Here is a 23,952-nt window from a genome sequence, read left to right as displayed (position 1 = left end):
GTCTCCGGATGCTGCAAAGGATGTGGTCGTTTATCGGTCCGGCCAGCCTATGGCCTGCCCGGCCGCCCGCGCCCCGTGACGGTCTCCCACTCCCCCGTTCACTCCCTGTTGAGATTGGGCGACCGTCCGTACGGGGCAAGGAGTGGGTGTACGGGTTGGAGGAGGTGGTGGCGACGCATGACGAGCATGTCGAGGGCGCGGGTGGCCCGGCGGATCGCGGCCGGCGCGGCGTACGGCGGCGGCGGCATCGGGCTGGCCGGTGCGGCCACGGTCGGTCTGCTGCTGGCGGAGGTTCAGCTGGCCAGGCGCCGCTTGGGCATCGGGGGACCCGACCGGGTGCCGAACGCGCGGGGCCTGTACGGCGGTGGCCTGCCGACGGCCGGTGAGCCGCCCCTGCGGCTGATGATGCTGGGCGACTCCACGGCCGCGGGCCAGGGCGTGCGCCGGGCCGGGCAGACCCCGGGCGCGCTGCTCGCCTCGGGGCTCGCGGCGGTGGCGGAGCGGCCGGTGGAGCTGGGCTCGGTCGCGCTGCCGGGCGCCTGCTCGGACGACCTGGAGCGGCAGGTGGCCCTGGTACTGGCCGATCCGGGCCGCGCCCCCGACATCTGCGTGATCATGATCGGGGCGAACGACGTCACCAACCGGATGCCGCCCACCCGCTCGGTCCGTCACCTGTCGGCCGCGGTACGGCGGCTGCGCACGGCCGGTGCGGAGGTGGTGGTCGGCACCTGCCCCGACCTGGGGACCATCGAGCGGGTACGGCAGCCGCTGCGCTGGCTGGCCCGGCGGGCCTCGCGGCAGCTGGCGGCGGCGCAGACGATCGGCGTCGTGGAGCAGGGCGGGCGCACGGTGTCGCTGGGCGACCTGCTGGGCCCGGAGTTCGCCGAGAACCCCCGCGAGCTGTTCGGACCGGACAACTACCACCCCTCCGCCGAGGGGTACGCCACCGCCGCGATGGCGGTACTGCCGTCGGTATGCGCCGCGCTCGGCCTGTGGCCGGCCGAGGAGGAGCGCCCCGACGCGCTGCGCCGCGAGGGCTTCCTGCCGGTGGCGCGTGCGGCGGCGGAGGCGGCGTCGGAGGCCGGCACGGAGGTCGCGGCCGCGATGCCGTCGGGGCCGCGGGGGCCCTGGGCGCTGTTGAAGCGCCGGAGGCGCCGGAGGGTTTCGGAGGCCGAGCCGGCGCCGTCGGCCCAGCCGAGGTAGGGCCGTGGCGCCGCCCGGCGCTGCCGGGGCCGCTACGCCCGCCCGTGCCGCCTCGGGGGTACCCCCGAGGCGTTCTGCCACTGGGGGAGGCACGACAGCCAGCATCCGAGCCGGAAGCCAAGCAAGCGCTTAGAAAGTTGCGGTCCATGTCACACCGCCGCACCCGTGACCCAAGCCATACGTCCGGGTAACTTCCCCAGCAGCCGCCACAACCCCTCGCCACTGGAGCCGTGATGCCCGAAGCCGTGATCGTCTCTGCCGCCCGCTCCCCCATCGGCCGCGCCTTCAAGGGCTCCCTGAAGGATCTGCGCGCCGACGACCTCGCCGCCACGATCATCCAGGCCGCCCTCGCCAAGGTCCCCGAGCTGGACCCCCGGGACATCGACGACCTGATGCTCGGCTGTGGCCTGCCCGGGGGCGAGCAGGGCAACAACCTCGGCCGGATCGTCGCCGTCGAGATGGGCATGGACCACCTGCCCGGCTGCACCATCACCCGGTACTGCTCCTCGTCCCTGCAGACCTCCCGCATGGCCCTGCACGCCATCAAGGCCGGCGAGGGCGACGTCTTCATCTCGGCCGGTGTCGAGATGGTCTCCCGGTTCGCCAAGGGCAACTCCGACAGCCTGCCGGACACGCGCAACCCGATCTTCGCCGAGGCGGAGGCCCGTACCGCCGCCGTCGCCGAGCAGGAGGGCACCACCTGGCACGACCCGCGCGAGGACGGCCTGGTCCCCGACCCGTACATCGCGATGGGCCAGACCGCCGAGAACCTCGCCCGCGCCAAGGGCGTCACCCGGCAGGACATGGACGAGTTCGGCGTCCGCTCCCAGAACCTCGCGGAGGAGGCCATCAAGAACGGCTTCTGGGAGCGCGAGATCACCCCGGTCACGCTGCCGGACGGCACGGTCGTCACCAAGGACGACGGCCCCCGCGCCGGCGTGACCCTGGAGGGCGTGCAGGGCCTGAAGCCCGTCTTCCGCCCCGACGGCCTGGTCACCGCCGGCAACTGCTGCCCGCTCAACGACGGCGCCGCCGCCCTCGTGATCATGAGCGACACCAAGGCCCGCGAGCTGGGCCTGACCCCGCTCGCCCGCATCGTCTCCACCGGCGTCTCCGGCCTCTCCCCCGAGATCATGGGCCTGGGCCCGGTCGAGGCGAGCAGGCAGGCCCTGTCCCGCGCCGGGCTGACCATCGACGACATCGACCTGGTCGAGATCAACGAGGCGTTCGCCGCACAGGTCATCCCCTCCTACCGCGACCTCGGCATCCCGCTGGAGAAGCTGAACGTCAACGGCGGCGCCATCGCCGTCGGCCATCCCTTCGGGATGACCGGCGCCCGCATCACCGGCACGCTGATCAACTCCCTCCAGACGCACGACAAGCAGTTCGGCCTGGAGACCATGTGCGTCGGTGGCGGCCAGGGCATGGCCATGGTCATCGAGCGCCTGAGCTGACCGTCCCACCGCGCCGGCTGAGGCACCGTCAGTAGCACCCGGGGGACCCAGCGTGACACGGCGGCCCGGAACCCTGTTCGACCGGGGTTCTGGGCCGTTTTGTGACCCAATCTCCCTCAGGATGTGACCTACCTCTCCCGCCCCCTTGATTCACGCAGGTCAGACCAGCCACACCCCCTGCCTCCGGGTCCAAAGTCCTGTCCGTTTCGTGACGTTACGCACTGACAGACGGTTAGTCCTCCCTTCAAGCTGATGTAGGAAGTCGGGGGTCGACTTTGAACCAGGAGTACGTCAGTGAGCGCCATGCCGATCGCCCTGCTGCTCACCACGGCCGCCACCGGCGCCGTGGGCGTCGCCGTGCTGCGCAGCATTCTGGTGCTGCGCCGACAGGTGACGGCCCTGCGCACCGAGCTGGCCGAGAGCCGCGCCGCCGCCACGCGGGGCCGCCTGCCCGCCGCCCGCACCACCGCCGACGCCGAGGAGATACGCGCCGCCGTCGCGGATGCGCTCGCCGAGGAGCGGGAGCGGGAGCTCGCCGAGGCGCGGGCCTTCTGGGCCGCCCAGGAGTCCCGGGACGCCTCCGACGCGCCGCTGCTGCTCGGCCTGGCCGACAGCGAGCTGTTCCTGCCCCGCCAGGCCGACCTCGTGGGCCTGGAGCCGGTGGTGGAGCCGGGCGCGGACAGCGACGAGGCGGCCACGCAGGACGCGGGGCCGCTGGAGTCCGCCGAGCTGGCCGCCGCCCGCCGTCGGCACCCCTCGCACCCACACTTCGTACCGAACCCGTCTCCGGCCGTGGGCGACCACGAGAGCACTGTCGCCACCCTCGAGGAACTGGCCGAGTCGAGTGTCGCGCTGGCCGACGTCCGCCCGGGCCCGCTGGGCACGCTGGACGTGTACGTCTTCGCCGACGGGACCACGCTGTGCATGACCCCGGGCCACCGCGAGACCGCGGAGCGCCTGGCCGCGGCGCTGGGCGCGGGCAAGACGCCGTACCTGCTGGGCGGCTCGGGGATCTCCGGCGCCTACACGCTCACCTTCGCCTGCGGCGAGGAGAACGTCTACATCCTGGCGGACCGGGTCATCGCGTCCCTCTAGCCGCTCCGTGCGCCCGGGCGTCAGACCCCGGCCCGTTTGCGGGCCTCCTCCACCAGCCGCACCGCCTCCTCCACCTGACCCTCGTCCGTCAGTACGAGGGCCAAGTCGTGTGCGGCGACGGCGATCTGGTCAGCGGCGGCGAACATGCCCGCGTCCGGCATCTCCCTCGGCTCCGCCCCCGGTTCCTCCACGAGCTGGGCGCGCCGGGCCAACTCCCTGGCCAGCTCCAGCGCCTCGGCGGCGGCCCCGCGTTGCAGCCGGCTCTGCGGGGCGGCCCGCAAGCGGTCGGCGAAGTCGTCCACGGCACGGGTCAAAGGCGTCGTATCAACCACGGCGCGAGCGTACGCGCCCCTCCGGGACTGTTGCCAACGGGCGAACGCTCGGGCACGGTGACCTGAAGGACCGGCTTACATCCCCTTTCGCCCGGAGGCGCCGATGTCCCAAGTCTTCTCCGAGGAGACCCATCGCAACATGCTCGCCCGCATCCCCCACTGCACCGGTCGTGAGATCTCCGACTGGCTGCGCGCCGTCGACGACGGCCCCGCCCTCCTCCGATTCGAGGAGAAGGTCAGCTGGCTCCGCCACGAACACAACCTCGCGTACGGCCACGCGAAGGCGATCATCCACGAGTACGACCTGAGAAGGGCCGCGCGCAGGCTCGGCTGAGCGCGCGCCGCCACCACGACGACGAAGGGCCCCGGGCGTCAAGCCCGGGGCCCTTCAACCTGCGTCCGCCGACGCGGACCGACCGCTAATCGTTGCTGTTCAGGATCGCGATCAGCCGCAGGAACTCCAGGTACAGCCACACCAGCGTCAGCGTGAGGCCGAAAGCGGCGAGCCAGGCCTCCTCGCGCGGGGCGCCGTAGGCGAGGCCGTCCTCGACCTGCTTGAAGTCCATGGCCAGGAAGCAGGCGCCCAGGATGATGCCGACGATGCCGAAGACGACACCGAGCGCACCGCTGCGGAAGCCGAGGCCGTCACCGCCGCCGAAGACGGCGAACAGCAGGTTCACCATCATCAGGAAGACGAAGCCGAGCGCGGCCGCCATGACGAAGCCGTAGAAGCGGCGGTTGACGCGGATCCAGCCGGCCTTGTACGCGATCAGCACACCGGCGAAGACCGCCATCGTGCCGATCACCGCCTGCATGGCCGCGCCGTCGGCGATGCGGTTGTCCACGACGCTGGAGACGACGCCGAGGAAGACACCCTCGAACGCCGCGTACGTCAGGATCAGCGCGGGCGACGCCTTGCGCTTGAAGGACTGGACGAGCGCCAGGACCATGCCGATCAGCGCGGCGCCGATACCGATGCCGTAGGACCGGCCGATGTTGGCGTCGTCCACGGGCAGCAGCGCCCACGCGAGCGCGGCCGTCACGATGAGCGTGCCGAGCGTGCTCGCCGTGCGGATGACGACGTCGTCCATCGTCATCCGGCCGGCGCCGGCAGGCGCCTGCGGCGGCGCGCCGTGCTGCAGGTCCTGCTGGGCGTACGGGTTCTGCGCGTACGGGTTGGCGCCCGTGGGCTGGGCGTACGGGTTGCCCTGGGTGGCGACAGCGGGGCCCCCGGCCTGCGGCGCGGTATTGAAGCCCGCGTAGCCGTTGTCGCGGCTGAACCCCCGTCGCGAGAAGACCGGGTTTCTGCTCCTCATTTCACTCCTCCATGGCCACACTGCGCAGCCTTGGCTCAAGAGTAATGGAACGGCAAAGGAATGACCCTACTGCTTGGGGAGGATCTTTCCCTGCTCCTGCGGGTCAACACGCTACGCGGATCAGTGATTCCCCTCACGGCCGGGGTCGGTCGGGCGGCCCCGCGCCGCTCACCCGATCGGGAATCCGGTGTAGGCCTCGGCGAGGTCGGTCTCGGCGGCGCGGGAGGAGGCGATCCGCTCCAGGCGGGCCAGCTGGAGCCGGTCCTCGAAGGGAGTGGCGTCGGGGGCGCGGTGCAGGAGCGTCGTCATGTCGTACGAGAACCGCTCGGCCTGCCAGACGCGGCGCAGGCAGGTGGCGGAGTAGGCGTCGAGCAGTTCGGCGGATCCCGTCTCCCGCCGGTGGGTCAGGGCGCGCACGAAGGTGACGACGTCCCCGACGGCGAGATTGAGGCCCTTGGCGCCGGTGGGCGGCACGATGTGCGCGGCGTCGCCGGCCAGGAAGAGGCGGCCGTGCCGCATGGGCTCGTGGACGTAGGAGCGCATCGGGGTGACCGACTTCTGGGTGATCGGCCCGCGCCGGAGGGTCCAGTCGTCGTCCGTCTCGAAGCGGCGCTCCAGCTCGGTCCAGATCTCCTCGTCGCTCCAGCCGTCGGCGTCCGTGTCCGCGGGCACCTGGAGGTAGAGGCGGGAGACGGACGGGGAGCGCATGGAGAGCAGGGCGAAACCGCGGTCGTGGCGGGCGTAGACCAGCTCGTCGTGCGAGGGCGGGACGTCGGCGAGGATGCCGAGCCAGCCGAACGGGTACGTCCGCTCGAAGGTGCTGCTCCGTCCGGCCGGGACCGCTGCCCGGGCCACACCCCAGAAGCCGTCACAGCCGACGACGTAGTCGCACTCCAGCACGTCCTCGACACCCTTGTGCCGGAAACGGACGCGCGGGTGGTCCGTCTCGGCGCCCTCCACGGCCAGCGCCTCGGCCTCGAAGAGGAGCGGGCCGCCCTCCTTGAGCTGGAGGGCGATGAGGTCCTTGCACACCTCGGTCTGGGCGTAGACCATGACGGACTTGCCGCCGGTGAGCGCGGGGAAGTCGACGCGGTGGCGGCGCCGGTCGAACCGCAGCTCGATGCCGTCGTGACGCAGCCCCTCGCGGTCCATCCGCTCCGCCCCGGCCGCGCGCAGGACTTCCACGGTGCCCTGCTCCAGGATCCCGGCGCGCTGCCGCCGCTCGACGTAGGCGCGGTCGCGGCTCTCCAGGACGACCGATTCGATCCCCGCGTTGTGGAGCAGGCGGGCGAGGAGGAGTCCCGCGGGGCCGGCCCCGATGATGCCGACGGTGGTGCGCATCGGTCGTTCCCTTCGATTGGCGTCGTCGCCGAGTGTTGTTCGCGTAGTGAACTTTCCTTCACCAAGTGCTCGGCTGAGTCTCCGACCGCAGGACGCCGCTGTCAACGGTCTGCGGCGAAGTCGCCGCAGACCACCGGGGGCGGGTGGACCGCCGGTCAGCCGTCGCACGGCCGGGCCGCAGGCCCCTCGCGCAGCGTCCGCCTCCCACCGGTCGAGCCGGCCCAGCAGGACGGCGGCGACCTCGCCGCCGACGGTCAGCCGATCCCGAGCGGGGACCGGCACGCGGAGCGCGCACTTGCGGAAGGCATGGGGGACATGGCGGTTCCTCGCCTCGGTGACGTCGTCCGATGACGTCGCTCGGTGACGGCATCCGGTGGCGACATGCGGTGACGAACGTGGGGCCGGCCTGTGGAGGAACCTCGGAACCCGGGTCTGCTCGGGGTAGGGCGCGGCAATGGTGCCCACGCGCCGACGCCGACCAGCCGTCTCACTGGTCGGCGCGGGATACGGGAGAGTGCCCGGAGCCGGACTTGAACCGGCACGCCCGCGAAGGGGCAGCGAGGTTTAAGCTCGCCGTGTCTGCATTCCACCATCCGGGCAGGCCATGGGCTCCGCGTCGAGCCCCTCGAGCCTATCGGCGCACGTCCCCCGAAAAAGGGGCGGGTGGCCCGATGTTGTCTTATTTTATTGGCGCCTGAGGGGTCATCAGCTCCGGGGCCGGGCCATCCTCACTTGCCAACAGCCTTGCCCGTGACGCTCGGCCGCGCATGCGGAATGACGGAATTTCACCGTCCCTACAAGGGTGCCCGCCCCGTTCCGGTACCCGTCCGCGCCGCCCGGCGGGTCAGGGTCGACCGTCATCCTCAGGTAGTACACCCGCCCTCGCCGTCCGACCGAAGTCGCCCCTCGGAACCGGAACAGCGGCTGACTACACGGCGTCCCACGGCCGGAAGTATGGAGAACGTCCCCGCACACACGCCGTAGCGACAGGAGCGCCCTTCCCGTGACCACCGCACCCTCCCCCAGGCTCCGCCCGGGGGGACCCCCAGCCGACCGGTCCACCACCGTGGCCGCGCGCGCCACGGAGCTGTCCAAGATCTACGGCCAGGGTGAAACCCAGGTGGTCGCCCTGGACCGGGTCTCCGTCGACTTCCGGCAGGCCGAGTTCACCGCGATCATGGGCCCCTCCGGCTCCGGCAAGTCCACGCTGATGCACTGCGTCGCCGGGCTGGACACCTTCTCCTCCGGCTCGGTGCGCATCGGCGACACCGAACTGGGCTCCCTCAAGGACAAGCAGCTCACCAAGCTGCGCCGGGACAAGATCGGTTTCATCTTCCAGGCGTTCAACCTGCTGCCGACGCTCACCGCCCTGGAGAACATCACCCTCCCGATGGACATCGCGGGCCGCAAGCCGGACAAGCAGTGGCTGGACTCCGTGATCCAGATGGTCGGGCTGTCGGGGCGCCTCGGCCACCGGCCCTCGCAGCTCTCCGGCGGCCAGCAGCAGCGGGTGGCCGTGGCCAGGGCGCTGGCCTCCCGGCCGGAGATCATCTTCGGTGACGAGCCGACCGGAAACCTCGACTCCCGCTCGGGCGCCGAGGTGCTGGGCTTCCTGCGCAACTCGGTGCGGGAGCTCGGGCAGACGGTGGTGATGGTGACCCACGACCCGGTGGCCGCGGCCTACGCGGACCGGGTGGTCTTCCTCGCGGACGGACGCATCGTCGACGAGGTGTACGGGCCGACGGCCGACTCGGTGCTGGACCGCATGAAGCGGTTCGACGCCAAGGGCCGCACCAGCTGACGTCCCGCCCGCCCCTCCCCCGTACGTCTGGACTAAGAAGACCCATGTTCCGTACCGCCTTGCGCAACGTTCTCGCGCACAAGGCCAGGCTTTTGATGACCGTGCTCGCCGTGATGCTCGGCGTGGCGTTCGTGTCGGGCACCCTGGTCTTCACCAACACCATCTCCGACGCCTTGCAGAACAGCTCCGCCAAGGGGTTCGACCACGTCGACGTGGCGGTGACGCCCGAGTTCCAGTCGGCCGAGGGCGACAAGGTCGGCGAGGAGCCCGAACTGACGCAGGCCCTCGTCGACGACAGCGCCCGGGTGCCAGGCGCGGCCTCCGCCGTCGGCGTGGTCTCCGGCTTCACCGCCGTCGCCGACAAGAACGGCGACCTGATCGGCGACGGCTGGAGCACCAAGGGCGGCAACTACTGGGGGGAGAAGGACCCCCGGTACCCGCTGACCGACGGGCGCGCTCCCAAGGGCGAGGGCGAGATCCTCATCGACTCCAGGACCGCCGAGCGCACCGGGTACGGCGTCGGTGACACCGTGCGGATGTCCGTCGACGGTCCGGTCATCAGCCCGAAGGTCGTCGGCGTCTTCACCACCGACGACGGCGGTGTCGCGGCCGGCGGCAGCCTCACCCTGTTCGACACGGCGACCGCGCAGAAGGTGTTCGGCAAGGCGGGCACGTACGACGAGATCGACGTCGAGGCGAAGGCCGGCGTCACGCAGGCCGCGCTGAAGGCCGAGCTGGACAAGGCGCTGCCGAAGGGCCTGGTCGAGACCACCACCGGCGAGAAGCTCGCCGACGACCAGGCGGAGGCGATCGCCGCGTCGATGAGCGGCATGAAGCAGGGCCTGCTGGTCTTCGCCGGCATCGCGCTCTTCGTCGGCACCTTCATCATCGCCAACACCTTCACGATGCTGGTCGCCCAGCGCACCAAGGAGCTGGCCCTGATGCGGGCGGTCGGCGCCTCCCGTCGGCAGGTCACGCGGTCGGTGCTGATCGAGGCGTTCGTGGTCGGCGTCGTCGCCGCGGTGACCGGTCTGCTCGCCGGCATCGGCATCGGTGCCGGGATGCGCGCCCTCATGAGCTCGATGGGCGAGGTCGTGCCCGACGGGCCGCTGGTGGTCTCGACCGGCACGATCGTCGCGGCCCTCGCCGTCGGCGTCCTGGTCACCATGCTGGCGGCGTGGCTGCCCGGCCGCCGGGCGGCGAAGATCCCGCCGGTCGCGGCGATGAGCAGCGTGCACGCCACGGCCACGACCAAGTCGCTGGTGCTGCGCAACACGCTGGGCGCGCTGGTCTCGGCCGCCGGCATCGCGGTCGTCCTCGCGGCGACGACGATGGGCGGCACGGACGGGCAGGCCCCGATGGGTCTGGGCGCGGGCCTGCTGATCATCGGCGTGTTCGTCCTGACGCCGCTGCTCTCCCGCCCGCTGATCGCGGCCGCCGCTCCCGTACTGCGCGTGTTCGGCGTCTCCGGCAAGCTCGCCCGGCAGAACTCGGTGCGCAATCCGCGCCGCACCGCCGCCACCGCCTCCGCGCTGATGATCGGCCTGACCCTGATCACCGGCATGACGGTGATGGCGGGCAGCCTGCAGAAGGCGATCGACAAGATGGCGTCGGCGGCGATCGAGGCCGACTACGTCGTCTCCATGGCCAACGGCACCTACCTCTCCCCCGACGTGGGCGAGAAGCTGGGCGAGACCGACGGCGTCACCGCCATCAGCCCGCTGCGCAACTCCGCCGCCCGCATCGACGGCGACACGGAGTACCTCACCGGCGTCAACGGCTCCACGATCACCGAGCTGACCGACCTGAAGGTCGAGCAGGGCACCTTCGATGTCGGCGGCACCAAGGTCGTCGTGGACGGCGGCACCGCGAAGGAGAACGGCTGGAAGGCCGGTTCGGACTTCACCGTCGCCTACGAGGACGGCGAGAAGCAGCGGCTCACCGTCGCGGGTGTCTACGAGGGCAACGACATGCTCAGCGGCATCATGCTCGACAACTCCGTCCTCACCCCGCACATGACGGACCCGGTCGACATGCAGGTCATGGTGAAGATGTCCGACGGGGCCTCCTCGGCCGCCAAGGACAGCCTCCAGCAGGCACTCGACACCAACCCGGCGATCAAGATCCAGGACAAGAAGGACATCTCCGCCGAGGTCGCCACGATGTTCACCCTGATGCTGAACATGCTCTACGGCCTGCTGGCCATGGCGGTGATCGTGGCCGTCCTCGGTGTCATCAACACCCTGGCCATGTCGGTCTTCGAGCGCTCTCAGGAGATCGGGATGCTGCGGGCCATCGGCCTGGACCGCAAGGGCATCAAGCGGATGGTCCGCCTGGAGTCCCTGGTGATCTCCCTGTTCGGCGGGGTGCTCGGCATCGGCCTGGGCGTGTTCTTCGGCTGGGCCGCCGGTGAGCTGATGGGCTCGACGGTCGCGACGTACGAGCTGGTCCTGCCCTGGGCCCGGATGGGCGTGTTCCTGCTGCTGGCCGCCGCCGTGGGCGTCCTGGCGGCGCTGTGGCCGGCCCGTCGGGCGGCGCGGCTGAACATGCTCCAGGCCATCAAGGCCGAGTAACCGGCACGCGGCGCAGCAGCCGGTACGCACGAGCAGGGCCCCGTTCCGTCCGCGTCCGGAGCGGGGCCCTTCGGGTAGTGGGCGGAGGTCAGTTCCAGGTGCGGGTGCGCAGTGGCAGTCCGGAGTCGCCCGAGTCCGGGGTCCTCACCGCCAGGACCTGGTTGACGCCGATGCGGTTGTGCTCGAAGGCGAGCGCCGAGGCGGCCATGTACAACCGCCAGACCCGGGCCCGGCCGGGGCTGACCAGCCGGAGCGCCGTCGCCCAGTCGGACTCCAGGTTGGCGACCCAGCGGCGCAGGGTGAGCGCGTAGTGTTCGCGGATCGACTCCACGTCGCGCACCTCGAACCCGGCGCGCTCCAGTTGGGTCACGGTGGTGCCGACGGGGGCGAGTTCGCCGTCGGGGAAGACGTAGGCGTCGATGAACTCGTCCACGCTGTAGGCGGACTCGTCCCGCCGGGGGCGACGCGCGATCTGGTGGTTCAGCAGCCGTCCGCCGGGCTTGAGGAGCCGGAACAGGTCGCCCGCGTACTCCAGGTAGCGTTCGGCACCGACGTGTTCGGCCATGCCGATCGAGGAGATGGCGTCGTACGGCCCGTCGGCGACGTCCCGGTAGTCCTGGACACGGATCTCCACCCGGTCGGTGAGGCCCTCGTCGGCGACACGCTTGCGGGCGTAGGCGGCCTGCTCCTGGGAGAGGGTGACGCCTACGACGCTCACGCCGTGCTCGCGGGCCGCGTGGATCGCCATGGAGCCCCAGCCGCAGCCCACGTCGAGCAGGCGCCGGCCGGCGCTCAGGCCGAGCTTGCGGCTGACCAGTTCGAGCTTGTCCCGCTGGGCGTCCTCCAGGGTGCCGCCCTCGGCCTCGGGGGCCTGCCAGTAGGCGCAGGAGTAGACCATGGAGGGGCCGAGGACGATTTCGTAGAAGTCGTTGCTGACGTCGTAGTGGTGGCTGATGGCCCGCCGGTCGCTGCGCTTGGTGTGCAGGTGGCCGCGGGTCCGGCGGACCTCCTCCGGCGGCGGGGCGGGCGGCAGTGGCGGGCCGGCGAGCTTGACCAGGCCGCGTACTGCGGCCCGCACCTCGGGGTCGCGCAGCGCCCCGGCGGGCGTGCGGGCGTCCTCGCCGCGCTCCCAGACGAGGCCGGACATCAGGTCGAGCGCGGTGTAGAGGTCTCCGTCGATGTCGAGGTCACCGGCCACCCAGGCGCGGGCCAGGCCCAGTTCGCCCGGCTTGAACAGCAGCCGGCGCAGGGCCCGGCGGTTGTGGACGACGAGGGTCGGGGCGCCCGGCGGACCCGCCTGCGAACCGTCCCAGGCGCGGATACGCACCGGTAGGGGCTCTCCCAGCAACTGTTCGAAGAGGTTCTGCAGCCGCAGCGCGGCATCAGCCATGGCGTACCTCCGTGACGAGCGATCCCGGAAATGTCCGACACCACGTAAACACCTGGGAGCCCTCCGCACAGTCCCCGGCGCGCGTTACGACTGGGCAAAATACTTGTACACACCACGGGCCTTGTCGCCCTGTCGGCGCAACCGGCCGGGCAGTGCCCGGTGCGCCCCGCGGGGCGGACCGCGAAGGACGGTGCGGAGGGCAGCGCGAAGGGGCCGCCCGCACCACGGATGGCAGGCGGCCCCTTCGGGGTACTGCAGGTACTACAGAAGTACTCCAGGCGCGGGCGACCGGAGGTCAGGAGGCCTTGGCCTTCTCCGACTTGACCTCGCCCTTGTCGGCGGCCTTCGGCGCGGCGGCCGGCGCCGGCTTGGCGGCCTCGTAGAACTCCTCGCGCGGGGTCTCCATCGCGCCGAGGGAGACGACCTCGCGCTTGAGGAACATGCCGAGCGTCCAGTCCGCGAAGACGCGGATCTTGCGGTTCCAGGTCGGCATCGCGAGACCGTGGTAGCCGCGGTGCATGTACCAGGCGAGACGTCCCTTGAGCTTGATCTTCATCTTGCCCATGACGATCATCGCGACGCCCTTGTGCAGGCCGAGGCCCGCCACCGCGCCCTTGTTGGCGTGGCTGTACTCCTTCTGCGGGAAGCCCCGCATGCCGGAGACGACGTTGTCGCCGAGGACCTTGGCCTGGCGCAGCGCGTGCTGGGCGTTCGGCGGGCACCAGGCGTTCTCGTTGCCCGCCTTGCGGCCGACGAGGTCCGGGACCTGGGCGTTGTCGCCCGCGGCCCAGATGTAGTCGGTGCCCTTGACCTGGAGGGTCGGCTCGCAGTCGACGTGGCCGCGGGGTCCGAGCGGCAGACCGAAGCGGGACAGGGCCGGGTTCGGCTTGACACCGGCCGTCCACACGATGGTGTTGGAGTCGACCTCCAGGCCGTTCTTCAGCACCACGTGGCCGTCGACGCAGGAGTCCATGGAGGTGGACAGGTAGACCTCGACACCGCGGCCCTCGAGGTGTTCCTTGCCGTACTGGCCGAGCTTGGGACCGACCTCGGGGAGGATCTTGTCGGCGGCGTCGACGAGGATGAACCGCATGTCCTCGCGGGAGACGTTCCGGTAGTACTTGGCCGCGTCGCGGGCCATGTCCTCGACCTCACCGATGGTCTCCGCGCCGGCGAAGCCGCCGCCGATGAAGACGAAGGTGAGCGCCTTGCGGCGGATCTCCTCGTCGGTGGTGGAGTCGGCCTTGTCCAGCTGCTCCAGCACGTGGTTGCGCAGGCCGATGGACTCCTCGATGCCCTTCATGCCGATGCCCTGCTCGGCGAGGCCGGGAATCGGGAAGGTGCGGGAGACCGCGCCCATGGCGATGACCAGATAGTCGAAGGGCAGCTCGTACGCCTCGCCCACCAGCGGGGCGATCGTGGCGACCTTGCGGTCCTGGTCGATGGTGGTGACCCGGCCGGTGAGGACCTCCGCCTTGGGAAGCACACGCCGCAGGGGGACGACGACGTGCCGCGGGGAGATGTTGCCGGCGGCGGCTTCGGGGAGGAAGGGCTGGTAGGTCATGTACGACCGCGGGTCGACGACGGTGACGGTCGCCTCGCCGTAACGCATCTTCTTCTGGATGCGTCGAGCTGCGTACAGGCCTACGTACCCACCGCCTACTACGAGGATCCTGGGACGCTCCGTGGTGCTCATGCCATCGAGTATCCACCCGCCCGAGGGGGGTCGATCGTGCGCCCCTTCACAAGCTCATGTGAGGGCTGTGTTACCATCCGCCGCCCAAGTGACGGAGATCATGACGCACAGCGGAACCACCGCGTACCGGACCCCGTTGTCAATGCCGCGTGAGCTGGCCCTCCGCCCCGTCGGGAACGCTGAACCAGTCCACCGGACACCTCCGTCGACACCCCTGCGGGACACCGTCCTGAACACGTTCAAAGGGCAGTTGAACCCCCAAAAGGGTCAACCTGCGCGCCTTCGCCGTCCGACCGGGCCCAATTCCTTGTGAAGAACTTCACGAAGTTTCCGACAGGACGTCACCGGCGGGTCCCGCAGACGCTCCAGGGAGCCGCTCAATCGTCGTCCGTACTGCTCAGACCGCGACCACGGACGCCTGTGCCGGCGACCACGCCATGCGGTCGAGCATCGCGCACGAAGGCGCTTCCCCCTTCGGATGCACCGTGTACACGCAGGTGCGTGCTGGGTTCATGACCGAGAACACCGGTGGGCGACCGGCGGGACGTCCACCGCAACGTGTGACGCCCCGCCCGGCACCGGCACCGGCACCGCCTCAGCGCGCCTCGGCGGCGCAACTGTGAGCCATGCCGTCGAGGATGTCGTGCTCGCTCACCACGACCTCCTCCGCACCCGTCCGCTCCATGATCGCCAGCAGGACCAGCGCGCCCGCCCCGATCACGTCGACGCGGCCCGGGTGCATGGAGGGGACGGCCGCGCGCTCGGCGTGGGTGGAGCGCAGCAGCCAGTCGCTGATCTCCCGGACCCGGTCACGGGAGACGCGGGAGTGGTGGATGGCGGCCGAGTCGTACTCCGGCAGGTCCTGCGCGATCGCGGACACCGTCGTCACCGAACCGGCCAGCCCCACCAGCGTGCGCGCCTCGCGCAGCGGCACCGTCTCCTCGGCGAGGTCGAGGGCCGCCTCGATGTCGGCCCGCATCGCCGCGACCTGCGCCCCGGTCGGCGGATCGGTCACCGTGCCGTCGTGCACCAGGTGCCGCTCCGTCAACCGCACGCAGCCGACGTCCACGGAGCGGGCGGCGCGCACGTGGTCCTCGCCGACGACGAACTCGGTCGAGCCGCCGCCGATGTCGACGACCAGGTAGGGCTTGTCGAGGTGGTCCCGTCCCGCCAGCTCCCTGGTGGCCCCGATGAAGGAGAACTCGGCCTCCTGGTCGCCGGTGATGACCTCCGGCTCCACGCCGAGGATGTCCAGCACCCCGCGCACGAACACGTCCCGGTTCTCCGCGTCCCGGGAGGCGGAGGTGGCCACGAAGCGCAGCCGCTCGGCGCCGTGCTCCTCGATGACGGCGGCGTACTCGCGGCAGGCGGCGAAGGTCCGCTCCAGCGCCTCGGGCGCCAGCCGTCCGGTGCGGTCGACGCCCTGCCCGAGCCGCACGATGGTCATGCGGCGGTCCAGGTCGGTCAGCTCACCGGTGGCCGGGTCGGCGTCGGCGACCAGCAGCCGGATCGAGTTCGTACCGCAGTCGACGGCGGCGACACGGGTCACTTGGCGTCCTCCCCACAGGTCTCGCCGAGCGTCACGCACGGCCCCTTGCGCCACCACTCGGGCAGCATCGCGATCGCCTCGTCGCCCAGCGGGTTGACGCCGGGACCGGCGGCCAGCGAGTGGGCGACCAGGACGTGCAGGCACTTCACGCGGTCGGGCATGCCGCCCGCGCTCGGGAAGCCGGTCAGCTCCTCGATCTCGTCGCGGCGCCGGATGTAGTCCTCGTGCGCGGCCCGGTAGGCGGCGGCGAGCACCGGGTCGGTGGCGAGGCGCTCGGTCATCTCCTTCATCACGCCGTTCGCCTCCAGCGTGCCGATAGCGGAGGCCGCCTTCGGGCACGTCAGGTAGTACAGCGTGGGGAAGGGCGTGCCGTCGGGCAGCCGCGGTGCCGTCTCCACGACGTCCGGCTGTCCGCAGGGGCAGCGGTGGGCGATGGCGCGCAGGCCGCGCGGGGGACGCCCGAGCTGCTGTTTGAAGGCCTCGACGTCCGCGTCGGTGGGCTCGGTGCGCGCGGTGGTCGGCGGGGGTGTCTGCATGACTGTCTTCTGCTGGTCTTCCTGTTGAGTCACTGCCGGCACGGTCGGTTCACGGCCGGCGCCACCGGTCACTGCCGGCCGGCGGCGGCGTCGGCCTTGTCGATCCCGTCCCAGACGTTCCGGTACCAGGGACGGTCGGCGGCACCCGCCTCGGCGCGGGCCTGCCGGGCCGCGTCCGGGTCGACGACGATGAAGCCCGTCTCCCCCGGCATCACGTAGTGCAGCCGCAGCCGGATCTGCTGTTCGGCGTAGGCGTCGTCCTGCCAGCGTGCCTTGAGGTCGCGCAGTTCCTCGACCCGGTCCCGGGTCTCCTGCTGCTCCCGCCGGAGGTCTGCGATCTCGGCACGCTGGGCGACGTACTGCCGTATCGGGTAGGCGAGCGCCACGACGAGCGAGCAGAGCACCATCGCCAGCAACGCGGCCCGGCCGGTCAGCCGGGAGCGGCGGGCCTGGCGCTTGGTCTGCGAGCGGTAGACCCGGGCCGCGGTCTGTTCCCCGATGATCCGGATCCTGGTCGCGGTGGAGAAACGGTCCCGGTCCTTCACCGCCATGTCTGTCCCCGCCTCCCGTCCACACGTGCGTACGTCCCCGCACACGGTACGGGACCGAGTACGGGGACGTACGTACGACGCTGCCTACAGGGGTGCGGTCAGCCCTTGAAGCGCGGGAAGGCGCTGCGGCCGGCGTACACCGCGGCGTCGTCGAGGATCTCCTCGATGCGCAGCAGCTGGTTGTACTTGGCGACGCGCTCGGAACGGGCCGGGGCACCGGTCTTGATCTGGCCGCAGTTGGTGGCGACGGCCAGGTCGGCGATGGTGACGTCCTCGGTCTCGCCGGAGCGGTGGGACATCATGCACTTGAAGCCGTTGCGCTGGGCCAGCTCGACGGCGTCCAGGGTCTCGGTCAGCGAGCCGATCTGGTTCACCTTGACGAGAAGCGCGTTGGCGGCACCCTCGTCGATGCCGCGGGCCAGACGCTCGGGGTTGGTGACGAACAGGTCGTCGCCGACGAGCTGGACCTTGTCACCGAGCTTGTCGGTGATGGTCTTCCAGCCCTCCCAGTCGTCCTCGAACAGCGGGTCCTCGATGGAGACCAGCGGGTACGCGTCGACCAGCTCGGCGTAGTACTCGGTCATCTCGGCGGCGGAGCGCGTCTTGCCCTCGAAGGTGTAGGCGCCGTCCTTGTAGAACTCGGACGCGGCCACGTCGAGGGCGAGGGCGATCTGCTCGCCGGGGGTGTAGCCGGCTTCCTTGACGGCCTCGAGGATGAGGTCGAGGGCCTCGCGGTTGGAGCCGAGGTTCGGGGCGAAGCCGCCCTCGTCGCCGAGGCCGGTGGCCAGGCCCTTGCTCTTCAGGACCTTCTTCAGCGTGTGGTAGACCTCGGCGCCCCAGCGCAGGGCCTCGGAGAAGGACTCCGCGCCGATCGGGGCGATCATGAACTCCTGGATGTCCACGTTGGAGTCGGCGTGCGAGCCGCCGTTCAGGATGTTCATCATCGGCACCGGCAGCAGGTGCGCGTTGGGGCCGCCGAGGTAGCGGAAGAGCGGCAGGTCGGACGCCTCGGAGGCGGCGTGGGCGACGGCGAGGGAGACGCCGAGGATGGCGTTGGCGCCCAGCGAGCCCTTGTTGTCGGTGGCGTCCAGGTCGAACATCGCCTGGTCGATCAGGCGCTGCTCGGTGGCGTCGTAGCCGACGAGCTCCGGGCCGATCTGCTCGATGACGGCGAGGACGGCCTTCTCCACGCCCTTGCCCAGGTAACGGCCCGCATCGCCGTCACGGAGTTCGACGGCCTCGAAGGCGCCGGTGGAGGCACCGGAGGGGACGGCGGCACGACCCGTGCTGCCGTCGTCGAGGCCGACCTCGACCTCGACCGTGGGGTTGCCTCGGGAGTCCAGGATTTCCCGGGCTACGACGACGTCGATGGACGGCACGAGCATCTCCTTCTTCAATGTGACGCTTCGGTGTGACGCGCGGGTCCGAGGACCGCGGCGGCTCTGCGGGTCCGAGCCTAACCGGCTCCGGGCGATCGGCCAGCCGATCGCCCACCCGGTGGACAGAACCGAGAGTAAATTGTTTCCGAACGGAACAAAGACGTTTCCGAAAATCCGTTCGGGGCTGAGGCATGGAAAAACCCGCCCCGGTGCGTACGGGGGAACACGCACCGGGGCGGGAGTCGCGGGGGCCGCCGCCGCTTACTTGAGGTGCAGCTGCTGGCCCGGGTAGATCAGGTCGGCGTCGTCGACGATGTCGTCGTTCAGCTTGAACAGCTCCGCCCAGCCGCCCTTGACGTCGTGCTCCTCGGCGATCGAACTGAGGGTGTCACCCTTGACGACCTTGTACTCGCCGTCACCCTTCTCGACCTTCTTGCCGGTCGGGGTGGTGACGGTCTCCTTCTTGGCGGCCGGGCGCTCGTCGGAGCGGGAGGCCTTCTGCTCGGTGGAGCGGTCGGCGGTGGAGCCGCCGCTCTGGCTCTGCGAGCTCTCGGAGCTGCCGGACTGCGAGGAGCCGCCGTCCTGGCTCTCGGAGCCGCCGGTGTACGCGGCGTTCGACAGGCCGGTGCCGCAGACCGGCCAGGCACCCTTGCCCTGACCCGCGAGCACCTTCTCGGCGATCTCGATCTGCTGCGCCTTGGTCGCCTGGTCGGCGGTCGCGGCGTACTGCGTGCCGCCGTAGCCGGCCCAGGTGGAGGCGGAGAACTGCAGGCCGCCGTAGTAGCCGTTGCCGGTGTTGATGGACCAGTTGCCGCCGGACTCGCACTGGGCGACGGCGTCCCACTCGGACGCGGTGGCGGCGGAGGCGTTGCCGGCCGCCATCAGCGGGGCGGCGACGGCGGCACCGGTGACGCCGGCGACGGCGATGACACGGGTGGCCTTGGACGGACGACGGTGCTTGCCCTTGCCGGAAAACAGCATGGTTGATCCCCTCACCGACGCCTGCGAGGTGAGCTGTCGGGTTCGGGCCGGTTGAGTTGCCCGGCCGGGTTCCTCGCGGAACTCGGCTTCACCCCTAGCCTCCCCGGCTCAACTGCCCGGTTCGGCACTTACCTTGGGTCCCCCGCTCCTGCCTGCGGCGCTCGAAGCGACGACTGTTCCCGGACGGCCGCTGGCAGGATTCGGCGTTGCGGCGACCGGGGCCCGCGATGGCGAGCGGTCATGACCGTAGACACGCGCTCCGCGGTTTTTCAAAGACGATCACGGCTTCTGAGACCTATCTCTCACGAGATCCAAAACGGACATACAGCCTCTAACTATGACGTGAACTCCCCCTACTTTTCGCCCGATTCGCCCGTGACCGTGAGCGTCTGACCGGGGAGGATGTGGTCCGGGTCGGCCCCGACGACCCCCTCGTTGCCGGCGTAGAGCGAACGCCACCCGCCATCGAGGTCAAGGGAGTCGGCGATGCCCCAGAGGCTGTCACCGGAACGGACCGTGTACGAGCCGTCCACGACCTCCCGCACCCCACTCTCGTCGCGCGAGGCGTGCCGCCCCGAAGAGGCGTCCGTACGGCCGCCCGTCACGCTCTCGTCGGCACTGTCGCCGCGATGCCGCCCCGCACCGGACTCGCCGCTTCCGGCGGCCTCCGACGAACCGTCACTCTGCCCCACCTTGTCCGATTCATCGGCCCTGGTGGCGCCTGTGGACGGGCTGCCGGATTCCTGCGGGTCGACGCTCGCCGAAGAGTCGGATTCAGGTGAAGTGCCCGACTTGGAGGTTTCGTCCTCATTGGCCGACGAGGGGTCAGAAGTCGGCGACGGAGACGTCGAAGGCGACGCCCCGGAAGCCGACTCGGACCCCTCACCCGAACCGGTCGAGTCGGACGGGTCCGCGGAGCCGGTCGAGTCGGTGGAGCCGGATGAGTCGGTCGCCCCCGGAGCGGTGGGCGCCGGCGAGGGCTCCCCGCTCTCCGACGCCCCGTCACCGGACGAACCCGTACCGCCGCCCACGATTCCCGAGTCGTTGCCCAGTCCCGCCAGCAGACCGCAGGTCGGCCAGGCGGCGATGCCCTGGTCCGCATGCATCTTCTCGGCGACTCTTATCTGCTGGGAGCGGCTCGCCTCATCGGCGCTCGGCGCGTACGCGAGACCGCCGTACTGCTCCCAGGCATCCTGGGACAGCTGAAGGCCGCCGTAGTACCCGTTGCCGCTGTTCTGGCTCCAGGCGCCGCCGGTCTCGCACTCGGCGACCTGGTCCCAGTTCGCACCGTCGGCCGCGTGGGCGCCGGTGGCGCCGAGGAGAGGGATCGCGATGGCGGAGCCGGTCACTCCGGCGGCGACGACCAGGGCGGGAGCCTGGCGGGGGCGGCGGTGACGACCGTTCCCGGAGAGCATGCGTCGACCTTTCACGAGACAGCGGGGACCGCGCGGCGGTGATGCTCAGGCCACGCTGATCCGTGAACGTATAGGCAGATGATCGCTTGTCACAAGTTCATGCCGCGCAGATCACGTGAAGATCACAGACTTGAGGGCGTGTCACGTTTACTTCAAGGACGGCCCATTACCGGCGGACCGCGCAACGGGTGTGAAGGAGACGGGCAGGGTGCGCAGACCTCGCATGATGAGGCCGCCGCGCCAGCGCAGTTCGTCCGGTTCCGCGGCGAGGCGCAGGTCCGGGAGGCGGGTGAGGAGCGTGGCGAGAGCGGTCTGTCCCTCCAGCCGGGCGAGCGGGGCGCCGAGGCAGTAGTGGATGCCGTGGCCGTAGCCCAGGTGCTGGCTGTCCCGGCGGGCGAGGTCCAGGGTGTCCGGTTCCGTGAAGCGCTCCGGGTCCCGGTCGGCGGCGGCCAGGACGACGAGGACGGGGTCGCCCGGCGCGATGTCCTGCCCGCCGATGGTGAGCGGGCGGGTGGCGAAGCGCCAGGTGGCCATCTCCACCGGGCCGTCGTAGCGCAGGAGTTCCTCCACGCCGGTCTCCAGCAGGGCGCGCTCGCCGACGGCGAGGGACGTCTGCAGACGGGTCCGCTGATCGGGGTGGGTGAGCAGGGCGTACGTGCCGTTGCCGATGAGATTGACGGTGGTCTCGAATCCTGCGAAGAGCAGGATGAAGGCCATCGCCGCGGCCTCGTTCTCGGTGAGGTGCTCGCCGTGGTCCGAGGCGCGGATGAGCCCGGAGATGAGGTCCTCGCCGGGGCCGGGCTCGGGCGGCAGCGCGGCGCGCTTGCGGTGGATGAGGTCGGCGAGGTAGCCCCGCATCTTCTTCACCGACCGCGCGACGCCGCCCCGCGGTCCTCCACCGTGACGGATCATCATGCCCGCCCAGTCCCGGAAGTCGTCCTGGTCCTCGCGGGGGACGCCGAGCAGGTCGCAGATGGCGTAGATGGGCAGGGGGAAGGCGAACTCGTGGATCAGGTCGGCGCTGCCGGTGGCCGCGAACCGGTCGATGAGGTCGTCGGCCAGCTCCTGCACCCGGGGCGCGAACTCGGCGACCCTGCGGGGAGTGAACGCCTTGCTCACCAGCCGGCGCAACCGGGTGTGGTCCGGCGGGTCGATGTTCAGCAGGTGGGTCATCAGCTCGGCCTTCCGCTCCCCCGGAATGCCGGTCTTGCCCTTGGCGTGCGCGGGCTCGTCGTGGTGGGCCGGGTTCTTGGACAGCCGCGGGTCGGCGAGGGCCTGCCGGGCGTCCGCGTACCGGGTGACCAGCCAGGCCTCCACTCCGCTGGGCAGCCGGGTGCGGTGCACGGGGGCGTGCTCGCGCAGCCAGGCGTAGGCGGGGTACGGGTCGGCCGCGAACTCCCAGGTGAACAGCTCGGGGGCGGGAACGGCGGGCAGGGGGTGGCCGGTGCCGGATGGGTGGCCGGTGCCGGGTGAGTGGCCGGTGCCGGGTGAGTGGCCGGTCATCCCTCGACCTGCCTGATCGCGTCCCGGTAGGCGCGGGCCGCCGCTCTCAGGGCCGCCTCGGGGTCCGTGCCCTCGGATTCGGCGCGGGCGGCGAGGGCGAGCAGTTCGTAGCCGATGCCCTCACCGGAGGGCAGGGGGACCGGGAGGCCCGCCGTGCGGACCCGGGAGGCGAGCTTGGCGGCGAGGGCCAGGCCGGGCTGGCCGAGGGGGACGCCGTCGGTGACCGAGGCGCGCTGCTTCTCGGCCGCCTTGGTGCGCAGCCAGTGCTCCCTGACCTCCTCGGGGGTGGTCGCCGTCTCGTCGCCGAAGACGTGCGGGTGGCGGTGGATGAGCTTGGTGACGATGGTGGCGGCCACGTCGTCGACGGAGAACGGGGCGTCGAGGGCCTCCTCGGCGATGCGGGCGTGGAAGACGACCTGGAGGAGGACGTCGCCCAGTTCCTCGCGGAGCTCGTCGCGGTCGCCGTCCTCGATCGCCTCGACGAGTTCGTACGCCTCCTCGATGGCGTACTTGGCCAGGCCCTTGTGGGTGCGCTGCGAGGACCACGGGCATTCGACGCGGATGCGGTCCATGACCTGGACGAGGTCGAGCAGGCGGGCGCCGGGGAGGTCGTAGGAGGCGGGGAGCAGCTCCAGGTCCGGCATGGAGACGCGGCCGGAGCCGGCGAGGCGGGCCAGTCCGTCGGTCAGGCGGGGATCGCCCTCCCCCGTGGCCACGACCACCACCGTGCGACCCCCGGCGCAGGCGGCGACCAGCTCCTCGGCGGTCGGGGCGGCCTCGTCGACCCGTATGCCGGCCTCGCGCAGGTACGGCAGCTGCGGGTGGGCGCCGTCGGCGCACAGCACGCGGTCGGCGGTGCGCAGGGCCTGCCAGGCGGGCCAGGACAGCAGGCCGGGGGCGACGCGGTGGCTGGTGGTGAGCAGGACGATGCGGCCCGGGTGGTGGGTGGTGCCGGGGGTGGTGTCGGCGGTGGTTGCGTTCACCTTCAGAACGTAACGCACGCGACGGACAGCCCCCCGAGTTGTCCACAGGGGGCTGTGCGGTCGACTTGTCCACAGGGGGCGAGCCGCGGTCCGGCGGGTCCCGCACGCCCCGCAGGGCCGTTACGCCGTCTGCTGGGTCTGTGCCGCGGTGATCTCCCGAACCCACGGGGTCTTGGTGTCGACGCGGCTGCTCTTCTGGACGTCCCAGTCGCCGTAGCGCGGGTTCAGGTCGATGTCGAGCCGGTCGGAGGCCTTGGCCAGGGCCTGCCAGAACTCGGGTCGGCTGGTGTCGGTGCCGAGGCTCTCGGCGAGCTTCTGGGCCTCCAGCTGGAGGCGGAGGTTGTCGTCCAGGCGGTCGGGGGCCACACCGTACTGCTGCAGCCAGGCCGTCTCGAGCTGCTCGGGGCCTCCGGCCTGCTCCTCCAGGCCCGCGCGCAGTTCCTGGACCTCCTTGCGGCTGACGGTCACGCCCGCGTCCCGGGCGGCCCGGTGCAGCACCCGGTCGAGGACCATGCCGTGCAGGGTGTCGCGGGTGAGGCTGCCGGTCCTGGCGAGGACCTGCTGGTACTGGGTGTCGTCGGGGACGGCGGCCCGCTGTGCGTCGCGCACCTCGTCGACGCGGTTCTCCAGCTGGGCGACGGTGATCCGCTGGTCGCCCACCACGGCGGCGGCTCCCGGGTGCGCGTCGTTGCCGCACGCGGTGAGCAGGGGCGCCGCGGCGGCGATCGCGGCGGTGAACAGGAGCGCGGTGCGACGGCGGCGGTGCAAGTGAACCTCCCGTTGGAGATTGTGCGACGGTGCACAAGGTCTTGCGATGATCGATGGTAGGCAGTGGCGCGGCTCTGGCCAACCCA

General features: G+C 71.1%; 20 protein-coding genes, 1 tRNA gene and 1 riboswitch. Of the genes, 6 read left to right on the top strand and 15 right to left on the bottom strand.

All coding sequences use genetic code 11. The features are described from left to right. Window positions 1-177: 177 nt before the first annotated feature. The 3 genes from IE142_RS17600 to IE142_RS17590 all read left to right on the top strand — a co-directional run bounded on the left by IE142_RS17600 (window position 178) and on the right by IE142_RS17590 (window position 3,752). Window positions 178-1,203, top strand: a complete 1,026-nt coding sequence (locus IE142_RS17600; protein ID WP_191886640.1) for an SGNH/GDSL hydrolase family protein — start codon at window positions 178-180, stop codon at window positions 1,201-1,203. Window positions 1,204-1,436: 233 nt separating this feature from the next. Then, entirely contained in the window at window positions 1,437-2,657 is a 1,221-nt protein-coding gene (locus IE142_RS17595) for an acetyl-CoA C-acetyltransferase (RefSeq protein WP_191886639.1), read from the top strand. Window positions 2,658-2,951: 294 nt separating this feature from the next. Continuing rightward, window positions 2,952-3,752: a hypothetical protein gene (locus tag IE142_RS17590; protein ID WP_191886638.1), complete on the top strand. Its 801-nt coding sequence runs from the start codon at window positions 2,952-2,954 to the stop codon at window positions 3,750-3,752. A gap of 20 nt (window positions 3,753-3,772) precedes the next feature. On the opposite strand, the gene IE142_RS17585 is transcribed toward IE142_RS17590, so the two are convergent. Then, entirely contained in the window at window positions 3,773-4,054 is a 282-nt protein-coding gene (locus tag IE142_RS17585; RefSeq protein WP_043377008.1) for a hypothetical protein, read from the bottom strand. Between the two features lie 133 nt (window positions 4,055-4,187). Here IE142_RS17585 and IE142_RS17580 point away from each other — a divergent pair, with 133 nt between their 5' ends. Beyond that, window positions 4,188-4,418 (top strand): DUF4287 domain-containing protein, encoded by a 231-nt coding sequence (locus tag IE142_RS17580; protein ID WP_100048370.1) that lies wholly within the window; start codon window positions 4,188-4,190, stop codon window positions 4,416-4,418. Window positions 4,419-4,503: 85 nt separating this feature from the next. On the opposite strand, the gene IE142_RS17575 is transcribed toward IE142_RS17580, so the two are convergent. The 3 genes from IE142_RS17575 to IE142_RS17565 form a co-directional block, all read right to left on the bottom strand. Beyond that, a complete protein-coding gene (locus IE142_RS17575; RefSeq protein WP_191886637.1) occupies window positions 4,504-5,400 on the bottom strand; it encodes a Bax inhibitor-1/YccA family protein in 897 nt (298 codons plus the stop codon). Window positions 5,401-5,568: 168 nt separating this feature from the next. Further along, window positions 5,569-6,741, bottom strand: a complete 1,173-nt coding sequence (locus tag IE142_RS17570; RefSeq protein ID WP_191886636.1) for a 4-hydroxybenzoate 3-monooxygenase — start codon at window positions 6,739-6,741, stop codon at window positions 5,569-5,571. 515 nt (window positions 6,742-7,256) lie between these two features. Next, window positions 7,257-7,340: transfer RNA gene (locus tag IE142_RS17565), tRNA-Leu, on the bottom strand. A 404-nt stretch (window positions 7,341-7,744) separates the two neighbouring features. Here IE142_RS17565 and IE142_RS17560 point away from each other — a divergent pair. Beyond that, the gene (locus IE142_RS17560) at window positions 7,745-8,542 is read left to right on the top strand and encodes an ABC transporter ATP-binding protein (RefSeq protein ID WP_043372245.1); all 798 of its coding nucleotides are present in this window, start codon (window positions 7,745-7,747) and stop codon (window positions 8,540-8,542) included. 44 nt (window positions 8,543-8,586) lie between these two features. Beyond that, window positions 8,587-11,115: an ABC transporter permease gene (locus IE142_RS17555; RefSeq protein WP_191886635.1), complete on the top strand. Its 2,529-nt coding sequence runs from the start codon at window positions 8,587-8,589 to the stop codon at window positions 11,113-11,115. 88 nt (window positions 11,116-11,203) lie between these two features. Here the strand turns inward: IE142_RS17555 and IE142_RS17550 are convergent, their stop codons facing one another. From IE142_RS17550 to IE142_RS17500, 11 genes are all read right to left on the bottom strand, one after another. Next, window positions 11,204-12,505 carry an SAM-dependent methyltransferase gene (locus IE142_RS17550; RefSeq protein ID WP_191886634.1) on the bottom strand — a complete coding sequence of 434 codons (1,302 nt, stop codon included), beginning with the start codon at window positions 12,503-12,505 and terminating at the stop codon, window positions 11,204-11,206. A 295-nt stretch (window positions 12,506-12,800) separates the two neighbouring features. Continuing rightward, window positions 12,801-14,201 (bottom strand): NAD(P)/FAD-dependent oxidoreductase, encoded by a 1,401-nt coding sequence (locus IE142_RS17545; protein WP_191886633.1) that lies wholly within the window; start codon window positions 14,199-14,201, stop codon window positions 12,801-12,803. Between the two features lie 595 nt (window positions 14,202-14,796). After that, window positions 14,797-15,750 (bottom strand): Ppx/GppA phosphatase family protein, encoded by a 954-nt coding sequence (locus tag IE142_RS17540; protein ID WP_191886632.1) that lies wholly within the window; start codon window positions 15,748-15,750, stop codon window positions 14,797-14,799. After that, the gene (locus IE142_RS17535) at window positions 15,747-16,286 is read right to left on the bottom strand and encodes a DUF501 domain-containing protein (RefSeq protein WP_191886710.1); all 540 of its coding nucleotides are present in this window, start codon (window positions 16,284-16,286) and stop codon (window positions 15,747-15,749) included. The genes IE142_RS17540 and IE142_RS17535 overlap by 4 nt, the downstream gene beginning before the upstream one ends. A gap of 68 nt (window positions 16,287-16,354) precedes the next feature. After that, window positions 16,355-16,837, bottom strand: a complete 483-nt coding sequence (locus tag IE142_RS17530) for an FtsB family cell division protein (RefSeq protein WP_100048362.1) — start codon at window positions 16,835-16,837, stop codon at window positions 16,355-16,357. A gap of 98 nt (window positions 16,838-16,935) precedes the next feature. Continuing rightward, a complete protein-coding gene (eno, locus tag IE142_RS17525; protein ID WP_191886631.1) occupies window positions 16,936-18,216 on the bottom strand; it encodes a phosphopyruvate hydratase in 1,281 nt (426 codons plus the stop codon). Window positions 18,217-18,477: 261 nt separating this feature from the next. Beyond that, window positions 18,478-19,197: a LysM peptidoglycan-binding domain-containing protein gene (locus IE142_RS17520; RefSeq protein ID WP_191886630.1), complete on the bottom strand. Its 720-nt coding sequence runs from the start codon at window positions 19,195-19,197 to the stop codon at window positions 18,478-18,480. Between the two features lie 3 nt (window positions 19,198-19,200). Then, a riboswitch (cyclic di-AMP (ydaO/yuaA leader) is annotated at window positions 19,201-19,334 on the bottom strand. 216 nt (window positions 19,335-19,550) lie between these two features. Beyond that, a complete protein-coding gene (locus tag IE142_RS17515) occupies window positions 19,551-20,612 on the bottom strand; it encodes a LysM peptidoglycan-binding domain-containing protein (protein WP_191886629.1) in 1,062 nt (353 codons plus the stop codon). A gap of 147 nt (window positions 20,613-20,759) precedes the next feature. Continuing rightward, window positions 20,760-22,115, bottom strand: coding sequence for a cytochrome P450 family protein (locus IE142_RS17510; protein WP_229830619.1), 1,356 nt, complete (start codon window positions 22,113-22,115; stop codon window positions 20,760-20,762). Beyond that, window positions 22,112-23,098 carry a nucleoside triphosphate pyrophosphohydrolase gene (locus IE142_RS17505; RefSeq protein ID WP_191886628.1) on the bottom strand — a complete coding sequence of 329 codons (987 nt, stop codon included), beginning with the start codon at window positions 23,096-23,098 and terminating at the stop codon, window positions 22,112-22,114. The genes IE142_RS17510 and IE142_RS17505 overlap by 4 nt, the downstream gene beginning before the upstream one ends. 120 nt (window positions 23,099-23,218) lie before the next feature. Then, complete coding sequence (locus IE142_RS17500) at window positions 23,219-23,866, bottom strand: SurA N-terminal domain-containing protein (protein ID WP_191886627.1); 648 nt, start codon at window positions 23,864-23,866, stop codon at window positions 23,219-23,221. Window positions 23,867-23,952: the final 86 nt, after the last annotated feature.

It is taken from the genome of Streptomyces mutabilis (assembly GCF_014649815.1).
GTDB lineage: Bacteria > Actinomycetota > Actinomycetes > Streptomycetales > Streptomycetaceae > Streptomyces > Streptomyces mutabilis.
The sequence above is the reverse complement of the archived record's forward strand: the minus strand, read 5'-3'. Positions and strand labels throughout refer to the sequence as shown.